Origin of the sequence: Shewanella oneidensis MR-1 (assembly GCF_000146165.2) — a bacterium.
GTDB classification, from domain to species: Bacteria; Pseudomonadota; Gammaproteobacteria; order Enterobacterales; family Shewanellaceae; genus Shewanella; species Shewanella oneidensis.
In genome coordinates this window covers 786,806-801,500 of record NC_004347.2, presented here as the reverse complement: position 1 = coordinate 801,500, position 14,695 = coordinate 786,806, and the positions used below count along the sequence as shown (strand labels likewise).

Annotated in this window: 12 protein-coding genes, 1 other RNA gene and 1 pseudogene; 7 read left to right on the top strand and 7 right to left on the bottom strand. The window is 45.6% G+C overall.

All coding sequences use genetic code 11. From position 1 onward, the window contains the following. Window positions 1-260 precede the first annotated feature (260 nt). Window positions 261-863 carry a hypothetical protein gene (locus SO_RS03710; protein WP_011071087.1) on the top strand — a complete coding sequence of 201 codons (603 nt, stop codon included), beginning with the start codon at window positions 261-263 and terminating at the stop codon, window positions 861-863. Here the strand turns inward: SO_RS03710 and SO_RS23485 are convergent. Beyond that, window positions 843-1,133, bottom strand: a complete 291-nt coding sequence (locus SO_RS23485; RefSeq protein ID WP_193378419.1) for a hypothetical protein — start codon at window positions 1,131-1,133, stop codon at window positions 843-845. The two genes, SO_RS03710 and SO_RS23485, sit on opposite strands and share 21 nt — an antisense overlap. Before the next feature lie 483 nt (window positions 1,134-1,616). Here SO_RS23485 and SO_RS03700 point away from each other — a divergent pair. The 3 genes and pseudogenes from SO_RS03700 to SO_RS03690 form a co-directional block, all read left to right on the top strand. Then, window positions 1,617-1,934 (top strand): annotated as a pseudogene (locus SO_RS03700) (nuclease-related domain-containing protein); the annotation flags it as partial. A gap of 157 nt (window positions 1,935-2,091) precedes the next feature. Further along, entirely contained in the window at window positions 2,092-4,080 is a 1,989-nt protein-coding gene (locus tag SO_RS03695) for an STM2767 family DEAD/DEAH box helicase (protein WP_011071086.1), read from the top strand. Beyond that, window positions 4,077-4,736, top strand: a complete 660-nt coding sequence (locus tag SO_RS03690; RefSeq protein WP_011071085.1) for an STM2766 family helicase-associated protein — start codon at window positions 4,077-4,079, stop codon at window positions 4,734-4,736. The genes SO_RS03695 and SO_RS03690 overlap by 4 nt, the downstream gene beginning before the upstream one ends. Before the next feature lie 347 nt (window positions 4,737-5,083). Here the strand turns inward: SO_RS03690 and gcvP are convergent, their stop codons facing one another. From gcvP to SO_RS03660, 6 genes are all read right to left on the bottom strand, one after another. Further along, window positions 5,084-7,972 carry an aminomethyl-transferring glycine dehydrogenase gene (gcvP, locus tag SO_RS03685; RefSeq protein ID WP_011071084.1) on the bottom strand — a complete coding sequence of 963 codons (2,889 nt, stop codon included), beginning with the start codon at window positions 7,970-7,972 and terminating at the stop codon, window positions 5,084-5,086. Between the two features lie 122 nt (window positions 7,973-8,094). Further along, entirely contained in the window at window positions 8,095-8,484 is a 390-nt protein-coding gene (gcvH, locus tag SO_RS03680; protein WP_011071083.1) for a glycine cleavage system protein GcvH, read from the bottom strand. A 25-nt stretch (window positions 8,485-8,509) separates the two neighbouring features. Beyond that, window positions 8,510-9,604, bottom strand: a complete 1,095-nt coding sequence (gcvT, locus tag SO_RS03675; protein ID WP_011071082.1) for a glycine cleavage system aminomethyltransferase GcvT — start codon at window positions 9,602-9,604, stop codon at window positions 8,510-8,512. A gap of 398 nt (window positions 9,605-10,002) precedes the next feature. Further along, entirely contained in the window at window positions 10,003-11,226 is a 1,224-nt protein-coding gene (locus SO_RS03670; RefSeq protein WP_011071081.1) for an FAD-dependent 2-octaprenylphenol hydroxylase, read from the bottom strand. Between the two features lie 36 nt (window positions 11,227-11,262). Next, window positions 11,263-12,486: a 2-octaprenyl-6-methoxyphenyl hydroxylase gene (gene ubiH / locus SO_RS03665; RefSeq protein ID WP_011071080.1), complete on the bottom strand. Its 1,224-nt coding sequence runs from the start codon at window positions 12,484-12,486 to the stop codon at window positions 11,263-11,265. Between the two features lie 107 nt (window positions 12,487-12,593). Then, window positions 12,594-13,169: a UPF0149 family protein gene (locus SO_RS03660; RefSeq protein ID WP_011071079.1), complete on the bottom strand. Its 576-nt coding sequence runs from the start codon at window positions 13,167-13,169 to the stop codon at window positions 12,594-12,596. Window positions 13,170-13,394: 225 nt separating this feature from the next. Here SO_RS03660 and SO_RS03655 point away from each other — a divergent pair, with 225 nt between their 5' ends. From SO_RS03655 to SO_RS03645, 3 genes are all read left to right on the top strand, one after another. Next, entirely contained in the window at window positions 13,395-13,697 is a 303-nt protein-coding gene (locus SO_RS03655; protein ID WP_011071078.1) for a cell division protein ZapA, read from the top strand. Window positions 13,698-13,811: 114 nt separating this feature from the next. Next, a non-coding RNA gene (ssrS, locus tag SO_RS03650) (6S RNA) lies at window positions 13,812-13,992 on the top strand. A 7-nt stretch (window positions 13,993-13,999) separates the two neighbouring features. After that, complete coding sequence (locus SO_RS03645) at window positions 14,000-14,674, top strand: 5-formyltetrahydrofolate cyclo-ligase (protein ID WP_011071077.1); 675 nt, start codon at window positions 14,000-14,002, stop codon at window positions 14,672-14,674. Window positions 14,675-14,695: the final 21 nt, after the last annotated feature.

Here is a 14,695-nt window from a genome sequence, read left to right as displayed (position 1 = left end):
CCTTAAGGGCAAGAGTGGCAACACCCGCCTAATATATAATCCACAAATATAAGTTATCGAGTCCCACTCTGTTTGGTTAACCCGTTATCCTTATACTTCTCGCCTTAGGCGGTGATATTAGCCTCTGTCGGTCAATGACTCATTCTACTATGATTAGAATAGAGCCAGAATTTTTAACCGAATAATAAGAACTACTTAGCAAACTTAAGTATTACTAAGTATTTCCAACCCGATTTAACATTTATTTAAAAGGCTGAGCAATGATCATGAAAAAAACATTTTTGATTACAATTCTGACTGTTACCTTAGCTATTACCTACTATGATAAAGAAGTCAACGCAACTACTTTCAAAGAAAATGTAGCTGAAAATTCGGAAACGACAGAAAGCCAAGAACAGGACCAATATGCACAATTTTACACCGTACCATTAAAAAAAGAGCTCGATCAAATCTATGTTGGGAAAAATTTAGGTTTCAGCTTTAATTATCCGTCTCAACTAAAAATTAGAAACAATGACGACACCTATCATGGAATGGTGGACTTTGAATCAATGAATCCATTTATGTCCTTTTCTGTTAGCGATTTTACAGAAAATCCAGGAAATTTGGAAAACGTAGAAAAAAATATAAAAGCAGTGAACCCAGATGCCGTTGCAACCAGAATAGAAATAGGTGGTAAGCCTGCAATAAAAGTCGTTTTTTCCACTCAGTTCTCGAGCATGGTTGAATATAGTATAGAAAGAGAACCAGGCTACTTTATTACTGTAAGGTTTAATTTTATGCCTAATTATTCATTCAAGTTTGCCGAGGATTGCGACAATATTATGAAAACGTTTAAAGTGTTAGAGCCAGCAAGAAGCTAACACACCTACAGAATCAAAAAATTTACTATAAGTCAATAATATGAAAAATTTTACTTGCCAGCGTTCTGCATAAACTAAGATTGCGTTAACAAGAGCAATCAAACAAGTAAAGTGTGTGATTGAAAGTGATCTGCCCCGTAGCCTGCAAACGGGTTCTGTAGCAAACAGAGAGCTTGCTGCTCCAAATTGAGGGGCAGCATCCCTCAGATACGATGATGCCGCTAAAGAATAAATTTTTTCCCATGGTGTCATCTTTTCGGTGGTGCTCATTTGCCCTTGTTTAATCATTGACCAAAACTCAACGCCAGCGATTGTTGAACCGGCCCTTCCCAGTAAATAAATTGCCTAAATAAATTGTCACCCCCCTTGCCCCTTGCCCTTAAGCTCATCACAAACAACTGTGTGGCAAGTCATTATTTAAAATAACTTTTTGTGATAAAACGCATTGATTAAACCGTATTGAGCAGGTTAAAGTGTGCCACTTAGGGAAAACACAGAGCCACACTCGACATCGATTATCGAGCACGCTATTTAGGGATGAAGAAGCAAATCAGTTATCTGCCTCACCCCTCTTAACAGCCACCTCTGTCACCCCGTTAAATCAGTACATGCTTGTACCTAATGGGATTAACGCTAACCGCTTTTACTGCAAGGACGTAAATGGCAGATTTTACTAATAATATTTTATCGGTAGTGCTCATCCTCTCCAGCATGTTTGTCACACTTGGAGTGATGGAGCTATTGCTTAAGCAGTTTTACAAAGACGGGCGCTTAAACTTCCCCTCGTGGACAGAAACCAAACCCATAGAACAGGCCGAACGTCAGGCACTCTTGTTAAGAGAACGGGTCAGCCAATGGTTAACCAAAGCCACAGGCTCCCCCGTCGCCGCCACCCCAGCCCTCGTATTCCCCGGCTGGTACGTCACAAGCCAATCAAAACCACCGTTCCCGATCCTGAACCACAAACAATTAGTCGGCACCATTCCAACACTCAAAACCCAAGTACTCAGCCAGCAACAAGTCGACACCATCATCTACCAAGTCGCCCAAAGATGTTTGAGTAAGACCTAGTGGAGGCAATAATGAGAACGAAATAGTTTAACCATACTCTATTTATTGAATTGTGATAATGATAGTGACAGAATATAGAAACAGAAATATTATATGACAACAAAATATAATTTTATCTACATATTTAATTAAAATAGATCGGTTGGAGAACCTAAACATGTCTGAGTATTGTTTTTTTACCCCAGAATCCTTAGCTCTAGCTGAATCAGCGGACTTGCAGGATACACTTGAAAGTTACGCTGACACGAATAAAAAGCAAATATACGTTCTAGCTCGCCCTCTTTCAAAAGAAGACTTAGAATATGATTATGATAGTGCCTTCGTAATATTTTCCTCTGGTTCACACCCATGTTTTGTGAACGTATCAGATGATATTGATAGCTTTGAAGACTATATTGAAGATTTTATTGATGACATTTCATTTTTATCTGAAAAATTTGATTACCGTAAAAAAATTGGTAGAAAAAAAGCATGGCAACATCTATTTAGAGATGAATCAAGTAATAGCTTAGATTTAGAAAGTTTAAAAATATCTAACCCAGTAGATAAAAGGGTATCAGATTTGATTACTTCATTGGTAATTGGAAGTATCAATGATGTTTCAAAAATCGATCTTGAAGCCACCAATTTATTAGATACCATAAAATCTAAAATTGTTCTTTTTGATACTGACCAAACCAGTTTTTTATTTAAAATGGGAAGAGGTAAAAAATTTGTAATCCAAGGTTTGGCAGGTTCTGGTAAAACTGAATTGTTGCTACATAAAATAAAAGAGCTCTACTCTAATGAACAGGAAGCAAGAATTGCCTTTACATGCTTCAACAAAATTTTAGCTTCAAATATGAAAGATCGCATCCCAGAGTTTTTCAACTTTATGAAAGTTGAGAAACAGATAGAATGGGATAAAAAGCTTTTTTGCTTTAGTTCATGGGGTAACGGCCCAAAACCTTACTCAGGAATGTATCGCTACATTTGCTATAAATATGAAATCCCTTTTGGGACATTTCACAATGGCTCCTTTGAAAACCTCTGTAAAGAAGCAATCAAACAAATTACAGAGCGAACTAAAGATGGTGATAAAAAATATATTTTTGACTATATTTTTATTGATGAAAGCCAAGATTTTGGTGAAAGCTTTATAAATCTTTGTGAATTAATAACAAAAAATAAAATATTTGTGGCTGGTGATGTTTTCCAAAATATTTTCAGACCTATAGATGAATCTGCTAGCCGCGCAGATCTTCTTCTTAAGAAATGCTATCGAACAGATCCGAAAAATCTTATGCTTTCACATGCACTTGGAATGGGACTATATGAGAACCCTGTCTTACGATGGCTTAAAGATGATGAATGGGCAGCTTGTGGATATAATTATGAGGAAATAAATGGTAGGGCAATAGTTAGTCGAGACCCATTACGCAGATTTGAGGATATCCCAAATGAGTTTGAATCAACATCAATTAATGTAATAAAAAACAGTGCATCTATAGCAAACTCCATTTTCGAAGTTATACAAAATATAGTTGCTAGGTATGAAACTGTAACTCCAGGTGATATTGCTGTTCTATTTTTAGATAAAGCTAACTATATTTATGATGAAATCCCTCGTTTAGCTCGTAAAGTTAGTGATGCCTATCAATGGAAAGTAAACATTTCTCATGAGAGTAAGAAGACTGACTCTTCTAAAATGTTTATATCAAATATTAATAATGCAAAAGGTTTAGAGTTTCCTTTCGTTATCTGCTTTGCTATGAATCTGCATAGAGGAACATATTTCAGGAATGGTCTTTATACGATGATGGCTCGTTCTTTCTTAGAAAGCCACTTAGTAGTTAGTGAGCAGACTAGTGCTGAATTAGTGGTAGCTTTAAGAGCTGGAATGGACTGCATGAAAACCAATGGCTATATGAATTTACGAATACCTTCAAATGAGGAAATTGAGAGTCAAAATACAATGCTAGTTTGGGATGAAACTCCATCGATAGAAGACCTCGTGAAAGACTTCTGTGAAGAAAAAAGTGCAACACCAAGATTGAGAGCAAAGTTAATTCAACGCATGAGCGAACTTATGGAAGATGTTGAGTATGAAGAGGACTACTTTATCAGTGTTCTCAATGCTGAGTATAAGCGGTTTGAAAAACTATGAATACATTCTTTTACAATAAAATTCCTCGATATTTTATCGAAAACCTTACTGCTGTAAGAGAGCCAATAGATAACTTATGGAATGTATTGGTAGTAATTGAAGCAATTAACTCAAGCCCAGATTGTTTAATTAAAAGTTACGAACATGGCTTTGACATTGCATTATTTTCTACTAACTTCAAAAGGTTTTTAATAAAGAAAATTGACGGTTATTTTTCAATGTCCAATCCATTTCAAGTTATAGTTGGAGATGAAAACATATCATTCACATGTGACATTATAAAAGAATCTGTAAGTGGTATTTTTATATCAATAATGAAAAACGCAATTACAACCTACAAAGAAAATAATTATTCCCATGAAGAATCCATATTATCAATGTCGTATAACTTCAATTTAGAAATAGCAGAATGCATTAAGTATTATGATGCCTTTGTTTATCTCATTTCAGGAGAACATGGCTATTTTAGGTTTGACGACGATCCTGTCAATTCAAATAATCATATTCACCCTAGATATCATTTGGATATATTTTGTACAAATTCTTCAACACTTAAAATAGGTACTCAAAAAATTGCAGATTTATCTACTTTTATGGCTCTTGCAGATAAAACCATCGATAAGAAATACTTAGCTGATTCACCTCTAGTACTTTAAAAATTGAGTCAGGACAGACATAACTCCTTACTCAATGGTTACGCCAGAACTGGCATTGTTGCACCAGTGACCTTCTAAAACAGGGATGTTTTAGTAGAGCTTACAGGGACGTATTTACAGCGAGTCACTGGTGTAACAGTGCTAAAGCCTGCGGCAGGCAATTAGAAAATACCCTAGCTTGAAGCCACAATAAAGCCCATTCGCAGCACACCATTTGACAGAAACAATTCTCCTAAAACCATTCAGATAAACACAACTAAAAACCAAATTGCTGGCAATAAAAAAGCGAACCGCTAAGGGTTCGCTTTTCATCAAACGTTAGACCTGAATAACGTACTATTCAGCCCCTACTCGTAGTCTGATAACGGCACACACGCACAGAACAAATTCCTGTCGCCGTAAACATCATCAATACGGTTCACGGTTGGCCAGAACTTGTTAGTACGCACTGCGGCACTTGGGAACACGGCCACTTCACGGCTGTATGGGCGTGAATCGAACGCGCTGTCCATAATATCGGCCATAGTGTGTGGTGCGTTGTGCAGCGGGTTGTTGTCCGCTGGCCACTCGCCTGCTTCCACCTTCGCGATTTCGGCGCGGATTGACACCATAGCGTCGATAAAGCGGTCCAGTTCAACCTTAGACTCTGATTCAGTTGGCTCAATCATCAGCGTGCCCGCAACAGGGAAGCTCATGGTTGGCGCGTGGAAACCGTAGTCGTTCAAACGCTTAGCGATATCCATTTCGGTCACGCCAGAGGCTTCTTTGATTGGGCGCAGGTCGATAATACATTCGTGCGCGACGCGATCGTTACGGCCACGGAACAGTACTGGGTAGTGTTCAGACAGCTTCTTCATCACGTAGTTAGCGTTTAACAGCGCGGTTTGAGTCGACTTTTTAAGACCCTTTGAACCGAGCAACTTAATGTACATCCAGCTGATTGGCAGAATGCCAGCACTGCCGTATGGCGCGGCCGATACTGCACCGTTGTTATCGCTTTCGCGGCCTGGTTTCACCACTACGTGACCAGCGACGAACGGCGCTAAGTGAGCTTTCACGCCGATTGGACCCATACCTGGACCACCGCCGCCGTGTGGAATCGCGAAGGTTTTGTGCAGGTTAAGGTGCGATACGTCGGCACCGATAAAGCCTGGTGAAGTTAAGCCAACTTGGGCGTTCATGTTGGCGCCGTCCAAGTACACTTGACCACCGTGCTGATGCACAATGTTGCAGATTTCGCGCACGGTTTCTTCGTACACACCGTGGGTCGATGGGTAAGTGATCATGATACATGACAGGTTTTCTGCCACTTCGGCCGCTTTGGCCTTCAGATCCTCTAAATCGACGTTACCTTGCTTATCACAGGCAGTTACCACGACTTGCATACCGGCTAATTGCGCCGATGCTGGGTTAGTACCGTGGGCAGATTGTGGGATTAAGCAGATGTTTCTGTGTGCTTCGCCGCGCGACTCGTGGTACTTACGAATCGCCAGCAGACCTGCGTATTCACCCTGTGCGCCAGAGTTAGGTTGGATACACACGGCATCGTAACCGGTGACATTCACTAACCATGAAGACAGTTCTTCAATCAGTTGAGTGTAACCCTTGGCTTGATCTAGCGGGCAGAATGGGTGCATGTTGGCAAATTCTGGCCAGCTGACTGGGATCATTTCAACCGCAGCGTTTAACTTCATGGTGCATGAACCCAATGAAATCATTGAGTAGTTCAGTGCTAAGTCTTTGCTTTCGAGACGCTTGATATAACGCATCATCTCGGTTTCGCTTTGGTAGCGATTGAAGGTTGGGTGGCTTAAAATCGCATCTTCACGCACTAAAGAAGCTGGAATCGATTGGCTACCTTGCGCCACGATTTGCGCATCTAATGCGGCAACGTCTAAACCATGGCCAGCACCTAAAATCACCTCGAACAGGGCGTCGATATCGGTGCGGATTGTGGTTTCATCTAAGCTCACGCCGACGATGCCGTCAGCATCGAAACGCAGGTTCATTTCAGCGGCCAGCGCGCGAGCATTGACTGCTGCAACGTCTAAGCCTTTGATGCTGATGGTATCGAACCAAGTATTGTTCACTAAGCTCACGCCTTTAGCTTGTAAGCCAGCGGCTAAGATATCAGCAAAGCGGTTGATGCGTGATGCGATGGTTTTCAGGCCCTGTGGGCCGTGGAATACGGCGTAGAAAGACGCCATGTTCGCTAACAGAATTTGCGCGGTACAAATGTTTGAGTTGGCTTTTTCGCGGCGGATATGCTGCTCGCGGGTTTGCATCGCCATACGCAGGGCGCGGTTACCACGGGTGTCCTTTGACACACCGATAATACGGCCTGGCATAGAGCGTTTGTGCTCGTCACGGGCCACGAAGAATGCCGCGTGTGGACCACCAAAGCCCATCGGCACACCAAAACGCTGCGCACTACCAAAGACCACATCTGCGCCCATTGAGCCAGGTGATTTCAGTAATACTAACGACATGATGTCGGCAGCCACAGTCACAATCACGTTTTTCGCGCGTAATTCGGCGAATAAGTCTGTGAAGTCAGTGATCTGACCGAAACGGTTTGAATATTGGAACAGGGCACCAAACAGCTCATGGTTAACGGCCTCAGATGCAGGACCTACCACGACTTCAAAACCAAAACACTCAGCGCGCGTTTTTACGACGTCTAAGGTTTGTGGGAATACGTCATCAGCTACGAAGAAGATGTTCGCTTTTTTGGCTTTAGACACACGCTTAGCCAGCGCCATCGCTTCGGCGGCGGCAGTCGCTTCGTCCAGCAGTGAAGCAGAGGCTAAATCTAAACCGGTTAAATCCATCGACACTTGTTGGAAGTTTAGAATGGCTTCTAAACGGCCCTGGGCGATCTCTGGTTGATAGGGCGTGTACGCCGTGTACCAACCTGGATTTTCTAAGACGTTACGTAAAATCACATTAGGCACTTGGGTACCGTAGTAGCCCATACCAATGTAGCTTTTGAAGACTTGGTTTTGCTTGGCTAAACCACGAATGTAAGCAATGCCTTCGGCTTCGCCGCAGGAATCACCAATGCTCAACTCTTGGCTTAAACGGATCGACTCAGGCACGATTTGCGCGGTCAGATCGTCCAAAGACTCAGCACCAACGTAGTTCAACATTTCTTGTTGTTGGCTGCTATCCGGGCCGATATGGCGACGTAAGAATAAATCGTGCTGTTCTAACTGAGTGAGGGTTTGCTTGGTCATGATAAACCTTGTTCCAGATTTGCCGTAACTCAGAACTGTAGGGTACTGATAAACGGGCTATTGTTATGTCAAACTTGCGCTAAAACAAACGAAGCCCCTGAGGGCTTCGTTAGCGTCGACGATTATTCTTCGTCGATAACAGCTTGGTAACCTTCTGCATCGAGCAGTGCGTCAACTTCTGATTCGTCAGAAGGCATAACGCGGAAGAACCAGCCTTCGCCGTAAGCGTCGCTGTTTACCAGCTCTGGAGAATCTTCCAGTGCTTCGTTCACGGCAATCACTTCACCAGAGATTGGCGCGTAGATGTCAGAAGCCGCTTTCACTGATTCCGCCACTGCACAGTCGTCGCCCGCCGTGACAGTGTCACCCACTTCTGGCAGTTCAACGAAAACCATGTCACCTAACAGCTCTTGAGCGTGCTCAGTGATACCCACAGTGTAGCTACCGTCTTCTTCCTTGCGGATCCATTCGTGTGAAGAGGCGTATTTCAGTTCTGTCGGAATATTGCTCATTGTTCTTGTTCCTTGTTCCGTTTTTTTAAAATGCTTGTTTACCGTTGCGCACAAAGTTTGGCGCTACTACTCTAACAGCCACGCGCTTTTTACGCATCTCGACTTCCGCAGTATCCCCAATTGAACTAGGAACACGCGCCATCGCAATAGAATAGCCCAATGTGGGTGAGAAAGTACCGCTAGTGATCACGCCTTGCTGCTCAACACCCGCTGCATCGGTGAAAAATACTGGCATATCATGGCGTAACACGCCTTTTTCTTCCATCACTAGACCGACTAATTTGTCGGTTCCCGCATCGCGCAATGCTTCAAGCGCCTTGCGGCCGATAAAGTCACGGTCGGTGGGCTCCCATGCGATGGTCCAGCCCATGTTGGCGGCCAGTGGGTTGATGGTTTCATCCATATCTAAGCCGTAGAGGTTCATACCAGCTTCGAGACGTAATGTATCGCGAGCGCCTAAACCACAAGGTTTAACGCCTTGATCTAACAGTGCTTGCCACAGTGCTTCGGCTTCAGTTTCTGGCACGATAATCTCGTAGCCCGCTTCACCTGTGTAACCTGTGGTCGCAATAAACAGTGAACCCGCTTGCTTACCGAAGAAGGGTTTCATGCCTTCGATGGCGGCATTTTGCTCGCTACTGAATACGGCGGCGGCTTTGGCCTTAGCGTTAGGACCTTGAACGGCGATCATCGCCAGCTCAGGACGCTCGGTCACTGTGACATCAAAACCTTGGGATTGTTTGGCGATCCAGGCTAAGTCTTTTTCGCGGGTCGCGCTGTTGACAACAACACGGTAGAAAGTGTCGGTGAGGTAGTAAGTGATGAGATCGTCGATGATGCCGGCATTGTCATCTAACATGCCGCCGTATAAGGCTTTACCAGGAACTTTAAGTTTGGCCACATCGTTGGCGAGCAACTTACGCAGGAATGCACAAGCGTCGGTTCCGGTCACATCAACTACAGTCATGTGGGATACGTCGAACATACCTGCGTCTTGACGCACGGCATGGTGTTCTTCGATTTGTGAACCATAGTTGAGGGGCATATCCCAACCGTGGAAGTCGACCATCTTAGCGTTTGATTCTAAGTGCTTGTTAAAAAGAACAGTTTTATTAGCCATTGTTATCCCTTTTTTGCGGCCTTCTTCAGGTCTCTGCCTAGCGTAGGGTGATACAAATCCGGCTAAATATCTGGCTAATCGGCATTTCACTTCCACGATGCATCAATTTGAAAGGGATTCTTTCGGTCTCAATGCGCCTGTTACTGCAACGCCTGATTCGCTCTGAATTAATCAGATATTTATCGTGATTGGTATAAGTACTAGGGTCTAAAATGCGGCGAAATTATACCTTGCGTCACAAATTTGTATACAGGAGATTTTTCTAATCCGAAGCCAGTGTCATTAGATTTTCTCATCTTCAACATGTAATTTTTTTACATGCGAAAGCGAGATTTGCGCAGCTTGCCACCAATATGCTGATATTAGCAGCAATTCTGATCACATTAGCGCAACCGAGGCTAGCGACATAACTTGGGCAGCGACGACTTATTACCCATGGCCTGTTGCATGAACACTGTTTTCAGCCCAGCGACATTATCGACAAGGTTGAGTCCCAGATCGCGAATCGCCTTTTTAACTGGGTTTGAACCCTCGAACAGGCGCTTAAAGCCTTCCATCGCCGCAATCATCTCCATCGCATCGGCCTTGCGCCAACGCTCTAACGCGCGCAGCTCGGCATAATCGCCAATATCCTTACCCGCTTGCTGCAATTCGCTGATAACTTCGATAATGCTGGCGGCATCGAGGAAGCCAAGGTTTACCCCTTGGCCGGCTAATGGATGAATGGTGTGGGCAGCGTCCCCCGCGAGCACTAAACGGTGGCGGGCAAAATGACGGGCGTAGCGCATCCGCAGCGGGAAGGCTTGGCGCTCGCTCTCGAGCTTGCAAATGCCGAGGCGACCATCGAAGGCGGCGGTGAGATTGCGCTCAAATTGCACTTTGTCCATTGCCAGTAATTCAGTGGCGCGCTCGGGCGGCACCGACCAGACGATGGAGCAGAGGTTGTCTTCATATAAAGGTAAGAAGGCCAGCGGGCCGTCCTGCAAAAAGACTTGGCGGGCAGTGGCAAGGTGCGGCATCTCGCTGCGAATAGTCGCCACGATCGCATGGTGGCCATAATCCCAAAAGGTTAACGGGATCTTACATTGCTCACGCACCCAAGAGTTGGCGCCATCGGCGGCAATCACGAGTGCGGCGCTCACACTTTCTATTTCAGCATCGGCACTATTAGCTAGGGTCAACCAAGCTTCACGCTCACCAAAGGCAATGCGCTCTAAGCGTTGGTTTTCGATATGGGTGATATTGTCAAATTCACTGGCACGCTTGGCGAGGGCATAGCTGATGGCGTCGTTTTCGATAATCGCGCCAAGACTGGGTTCACTGATGCTGCTGGCATCGAAGGCGATTTTGCCAAAGCCGTCTTTATCCCATACCGCCATTTTTTGATAGGGCGTCGCGCGGCTGGCATCGACATAGTGCCAAGCGCCAAGATGCTCCAGCAAACGCTGGCTCGCCTTGTTGATCGCGCTGACCCTAAGCCTTGGCTCGCCGCTCACGGCCTCTGTGTGGCCCGCATCGATAACGACAACATTAAGATCAGCCTGCGCCAATCCTATCGCGGTGGCGAGTCCCACCATGCCGCCACCCACAATGGCAATGTCATAGGCTTGTGAACTTAACATGGGTACATCCTTTTCGCGTTGCGATACCAGTAATGATTATTTCCAGCCCATCGCTTTTTGAGCGACGGGGGTTTTCAGTGGCGGGAACCAAGATAACAGCCGTAATCCCAGATTACGCCCAAGGGCCAAGGGCCAATATTGGTTAGAGAAGCCACGGACTAAAAATTCAATATTGCGGATAGTGCTGTTTCTGTCGTGCTCGCGGACATGAAGATAAGCATGGGTCACGGCGGCGGAGCCGATATCTTCGCCCTGCTCTCGAGCAGTGTTGAGCACTTCAAGCAAGCTCACCACATCTCGAAGGCCTAAGTTAAATCCCTGCCCTGCAATCGGGTGCAGTGTCTGCGCCGCATTACCAATAAACACACATCTATGGTGAATTGGCCTTGGCATATAGGACAGGTTTAACGGATAAGCATGGCGCTCGCTGACATCGATAAACTGCCCGGCGCGATAACCAAAGGCTTGCTGCAACTCAGCTAAAAATTCGGCTTTTGGGGCATTGAGCATCGTTTGAGCGCGGTGATGATCGAGCGCCCACACTAAGGATAACCGCGGCTGGCCTTGGCTATCAGCCATCGGCAATAACGCCAGCGGGCCGGTTTCAGTAAATCGTTCATAAGCCCAATGCTGATGCGGCTTATCGGTTTGCAGATTAGCGATAATCGCGGTTTGCTCAAACGCCACTTGGGTAATGGGCAGATAAAAACTGCTGCGCACCTTAGACTGCAAGCCATCGGCGGCGACCACCAGCTTGGCGCAAATACGCTCGCCGGAATCCAGCACCAGCGTGTGGCTGTCGATATCGGGAATTAACTCTGACAGTTTGGCTGGGCAATAGAGCTTAACCTGAGTTTTGTTAAGCTCGCTAAACAGCACTTGGCCGACCCTTTCCAGCTCAACAACGTGACCCAGCGCATCTAAATGAAACTGACTGGCGTTGAGTTCCGTCATACCAAAATGACCGCGATCGGATATATGGATATCTTTGATCGCCGTGCCTAAATGCGCCAATTTTGGCCATAAACCTAAGCGGGATAACTCGAAGATAGAGCCATGGGCAATGGCAATAGAACGGGCGTCAAAGCCGGGGTGATTGTGATCGGGAAGATGCGCCTCTATTAAGGCAATAGATAAAGGTTTTTCAGTACCAGACAAACGAGCCAAAGCTAACGCGAGGGTCGCACCCGCCATGGCGCCACCGACAATGGCGATATCGACGTTTTGAACTGAATTATCCATGTGATCTGCTACCGTCATGGGGTTCTCATTCAAGCTATGGCATGGCTAAAAGCGTTTCGCCATCAGGATGTTAGATTTTAAACTGACAAAAAGGCGGAATCACTCCGCCTTTCATCATATGGCTATTAGTGGATCACCGCGGCATCGTCACTCTCTTCGTGGCTCGGCTCTGGGCCAAACTCGGAGTAACACAAAATCGCAGCAATGCGCACAAACTCTAACAGCTCAATATAGGCAGTTTCCGATTCTTCATCATCGGTCACATCGAATTCAACTTGGGCAATGTCGGCCAGATCTTTAATCACTTCACGCACTTCGGCGGAGGCGTTATTGAGCTTAGGCTGAATAATCGCAATGCCCGTTAAAAAGCTTTGCGTCCAAAGCGATAGCGCCTCAACTCGGTGACTTAACGGCTCTTCCTCTTCGGGAAGCAACGGCATAAAACCAAAATCAAAGTCACTCAAACGGGCAACCGAGTCTTGGAATAACTCGCACACCAATTGATGTAAAGCAGTGGGCAAAGGCTGACCATCGTTCATCAGGTCAAATAACGGTTTAATCCACAAATCACCGGTTTGCTCTACACCACCGCAGATTAAACCCACAAGAGCCCCGTGAACTTCCACGGGATGCTGACCAATTTCAGCCGCATCGAGGGCTGTTTTTAAGCTTTCGATACGTAACGAAGGAGGGGTCGCCATATCAGATTCCAATCAGAATTTTCCTGCAGCAATGCTAGCAGAGTTAAAGACTTGAACCAACTCTGATCCAGTATTCTTGGAGGGTAAGATAAAAATTCCGGCAACTGCTCACACAAGCAGCAAACAAAACAGCGAATGTGTAATCCATCAGCGGCTTACCTTGCACTTTTAATATCAGCCCTATATAGTCCGCCCTATCGATGGCAACGAAAGGATCATCTTCGAATGAGTAACAGTGCAGTTGAAATCACCCTGCTTGGGCGCACCTACTCTATCGCCTGCCCGAAAGGTCAGGAAGATGCCCTACGCATTGTGGCTCAGGGGGTTGAGCAGCAACTCTCCACCCTAAAAAATCGCACTAATAGCTTAAGCCGCGAAGAAATTGCCATTATGGCGGCGCTGAATATTGGCCACGAGTTGTACCAAGAAAAGCAAAAGAATAAGCATTATATGAAACAAATGGATGACCGCATCAGCCTGTTGCAGTCAACCTTGGAAAACGCCTTAGTTGAGCGTTCAACCAAATAGTTTTAGACTGTGCACTCGGTGCTAAGCGCCATGATTATTGTAAGAGTTGCACAGTGAATGGCTAACTGGCCTATACTTTTTTAAGCCAAACGATTAGCGATTCAATACCGTTTTTGCTCCCTGGGATGCAGGCCAACTGGTAATGTCCCTGTGCCGATAATTTTGATCTCAGGGTGAATGCTTTACTGACATTGAGCAGGCTCGGCTCGTACCGAGAAGCCTTAGGAGGTAATCATTTACCCGCCTTGAACCTACGGTTCAAGGGCTACACCGGTAGCGGCATTCTGGGGAGCATCTTATTTATGTCTATCACTTCACCTGTCTCGAACACTTGGGCCCCAACAGTCAAGGGGCCACATGGCACTCAGTCCAAAATTGATACCAAGTCGCTAAGCCCAAATCTCAGCCGCGCCGAATTACGCAAACAGGTACGTTTGGCCCGCCGCTCACTTTCAACAGAGGTGCAGGCAGAGGCAAGCATTAACGCCTGTGAGCGAATGCTCAAAAAGCTGATGGCAATGAATGCCCAGCATGTCGCGCTTTATCTAACCCACGATGGCGAACTCGCTACCGCCCCGCTTATCGCAGCGCTTTGGCAGCGAGGTATTCAAACCTATCTGCCACGACTACACCCCTTTAATGCAGGGCAATTATTGTTTTTGCATTACCACGCCGACTCGCCGATGCAGCCCAATCAATACGGCATTTTAGAGCCTAAGCTGGATGTGCGTAGCGTTATGCCGATTGAGCGCCTTGATGTGGTCGTTACACCGCTCGTGGCCTTTGATATCAAAGGCAATCGCATGGGCATGGGCGGCGGCTATTACGACAGAACGCTAGCCAATTGGCAGGATAATGGTAAGCCACTGCCGATGGGTTATGCCCATGATTGTCAGCAAGTACCGAGCCTTCCCTGCGAGCATTGGGATGTGCCCTTGCCCGCTATCATCACCCCAAGTCGGGTATGGGAGTTTTGAATAAAGAAGGTGCTAGGTAAC

What these genes read in the sequence shown, in the direction of transcription:
- SO_RS03710 (WP_011071087.1), top strand. Translation starts at nt 261, where the DNA reads ATGATCATGAAAAAAACATTTTTGATTACAATTCTGACTGTTACCTTA.
- SO_RS03660 (WP_011071079.1), bottom strand. Translation starts at nt 13,169, where the DNA reads ATGGCGACCCCTCCTTCGTTACGTATCGAAAGCTTAAAAACAGCCCTC.
- gcvP (WP_011071084.1), bottom strand. Translation starts at nt 7,972, where the DNA reads ATGACCAAGCAAACCCTCACTCAGTTAGAACAGCACGATTTATTCTTA.
- gcvH (WP_011071083.1), bottom strand. Translation starts at nt 8,484, where the DNA reads ATGAGCAATATTCCGACAGAACTGAAATACGCCTCTTCACACGAATGG.
- SO_RS03670 (WP_011071081.1), bottom strand. Translation starts at nt 11,226, where the DNA reads ATGTTAAGTTCACAAGCCTATGACATTGCCATTGTGGGTGGCGGCATG.
- SO_RS03695 (WP_011071086.1), top strand. Translation starts at nt 2,092, where the DNA reads ATGTCTGAGTATTGTTTTTTTACCCCAGAATCCTTAGCTCTAGCTGAA.
- SO_RS23485 (WP_193378419.1), bottom strand. Translation starts at nt 1,133, where the DNA reads ATGAGCACCACCGAAAAGATGACACCATGGGAAAAAATTTATTCTTTA.
- SO_RS03690 (WP_011071085.1), top strand. Translation starts at nt 4,077, where the DNA reads ATGAATACATTCTTTTACAATAAAATTCCTCGATATTTTATCGAAAAC.
- SO_RS03645 (WP_011071077.1), top strand. Translation starts at nt 14,000, where the DNA reads ATGTCTATCACTTCACCTGTCTCGAACACTTGGGCCCCAACAGTCAAG.
- SO_RS03655 (WP_011071078.1), top strand. Translation starts at nt 13,395, where the DNA reads ATGAGTAACAGTGCAGTTGAAATCACCCTGCTTGGGCGCACCTACTCT.
- ubiH (WP_011071080.1), bottom strand. Translation starts at nt 12,486, where the DNA reads ATGACGGTAGCAGATCACATGGATAATTCAGTTCAAAACGTCGATATC.
- gcvT (WP_011071082.1), bottom strand. Translation starts at nt 9,604, where the DNA reads ATGGCTAATAAAACTGTTCTTTTTAACAAGCACTTAGAATCAAACGCT.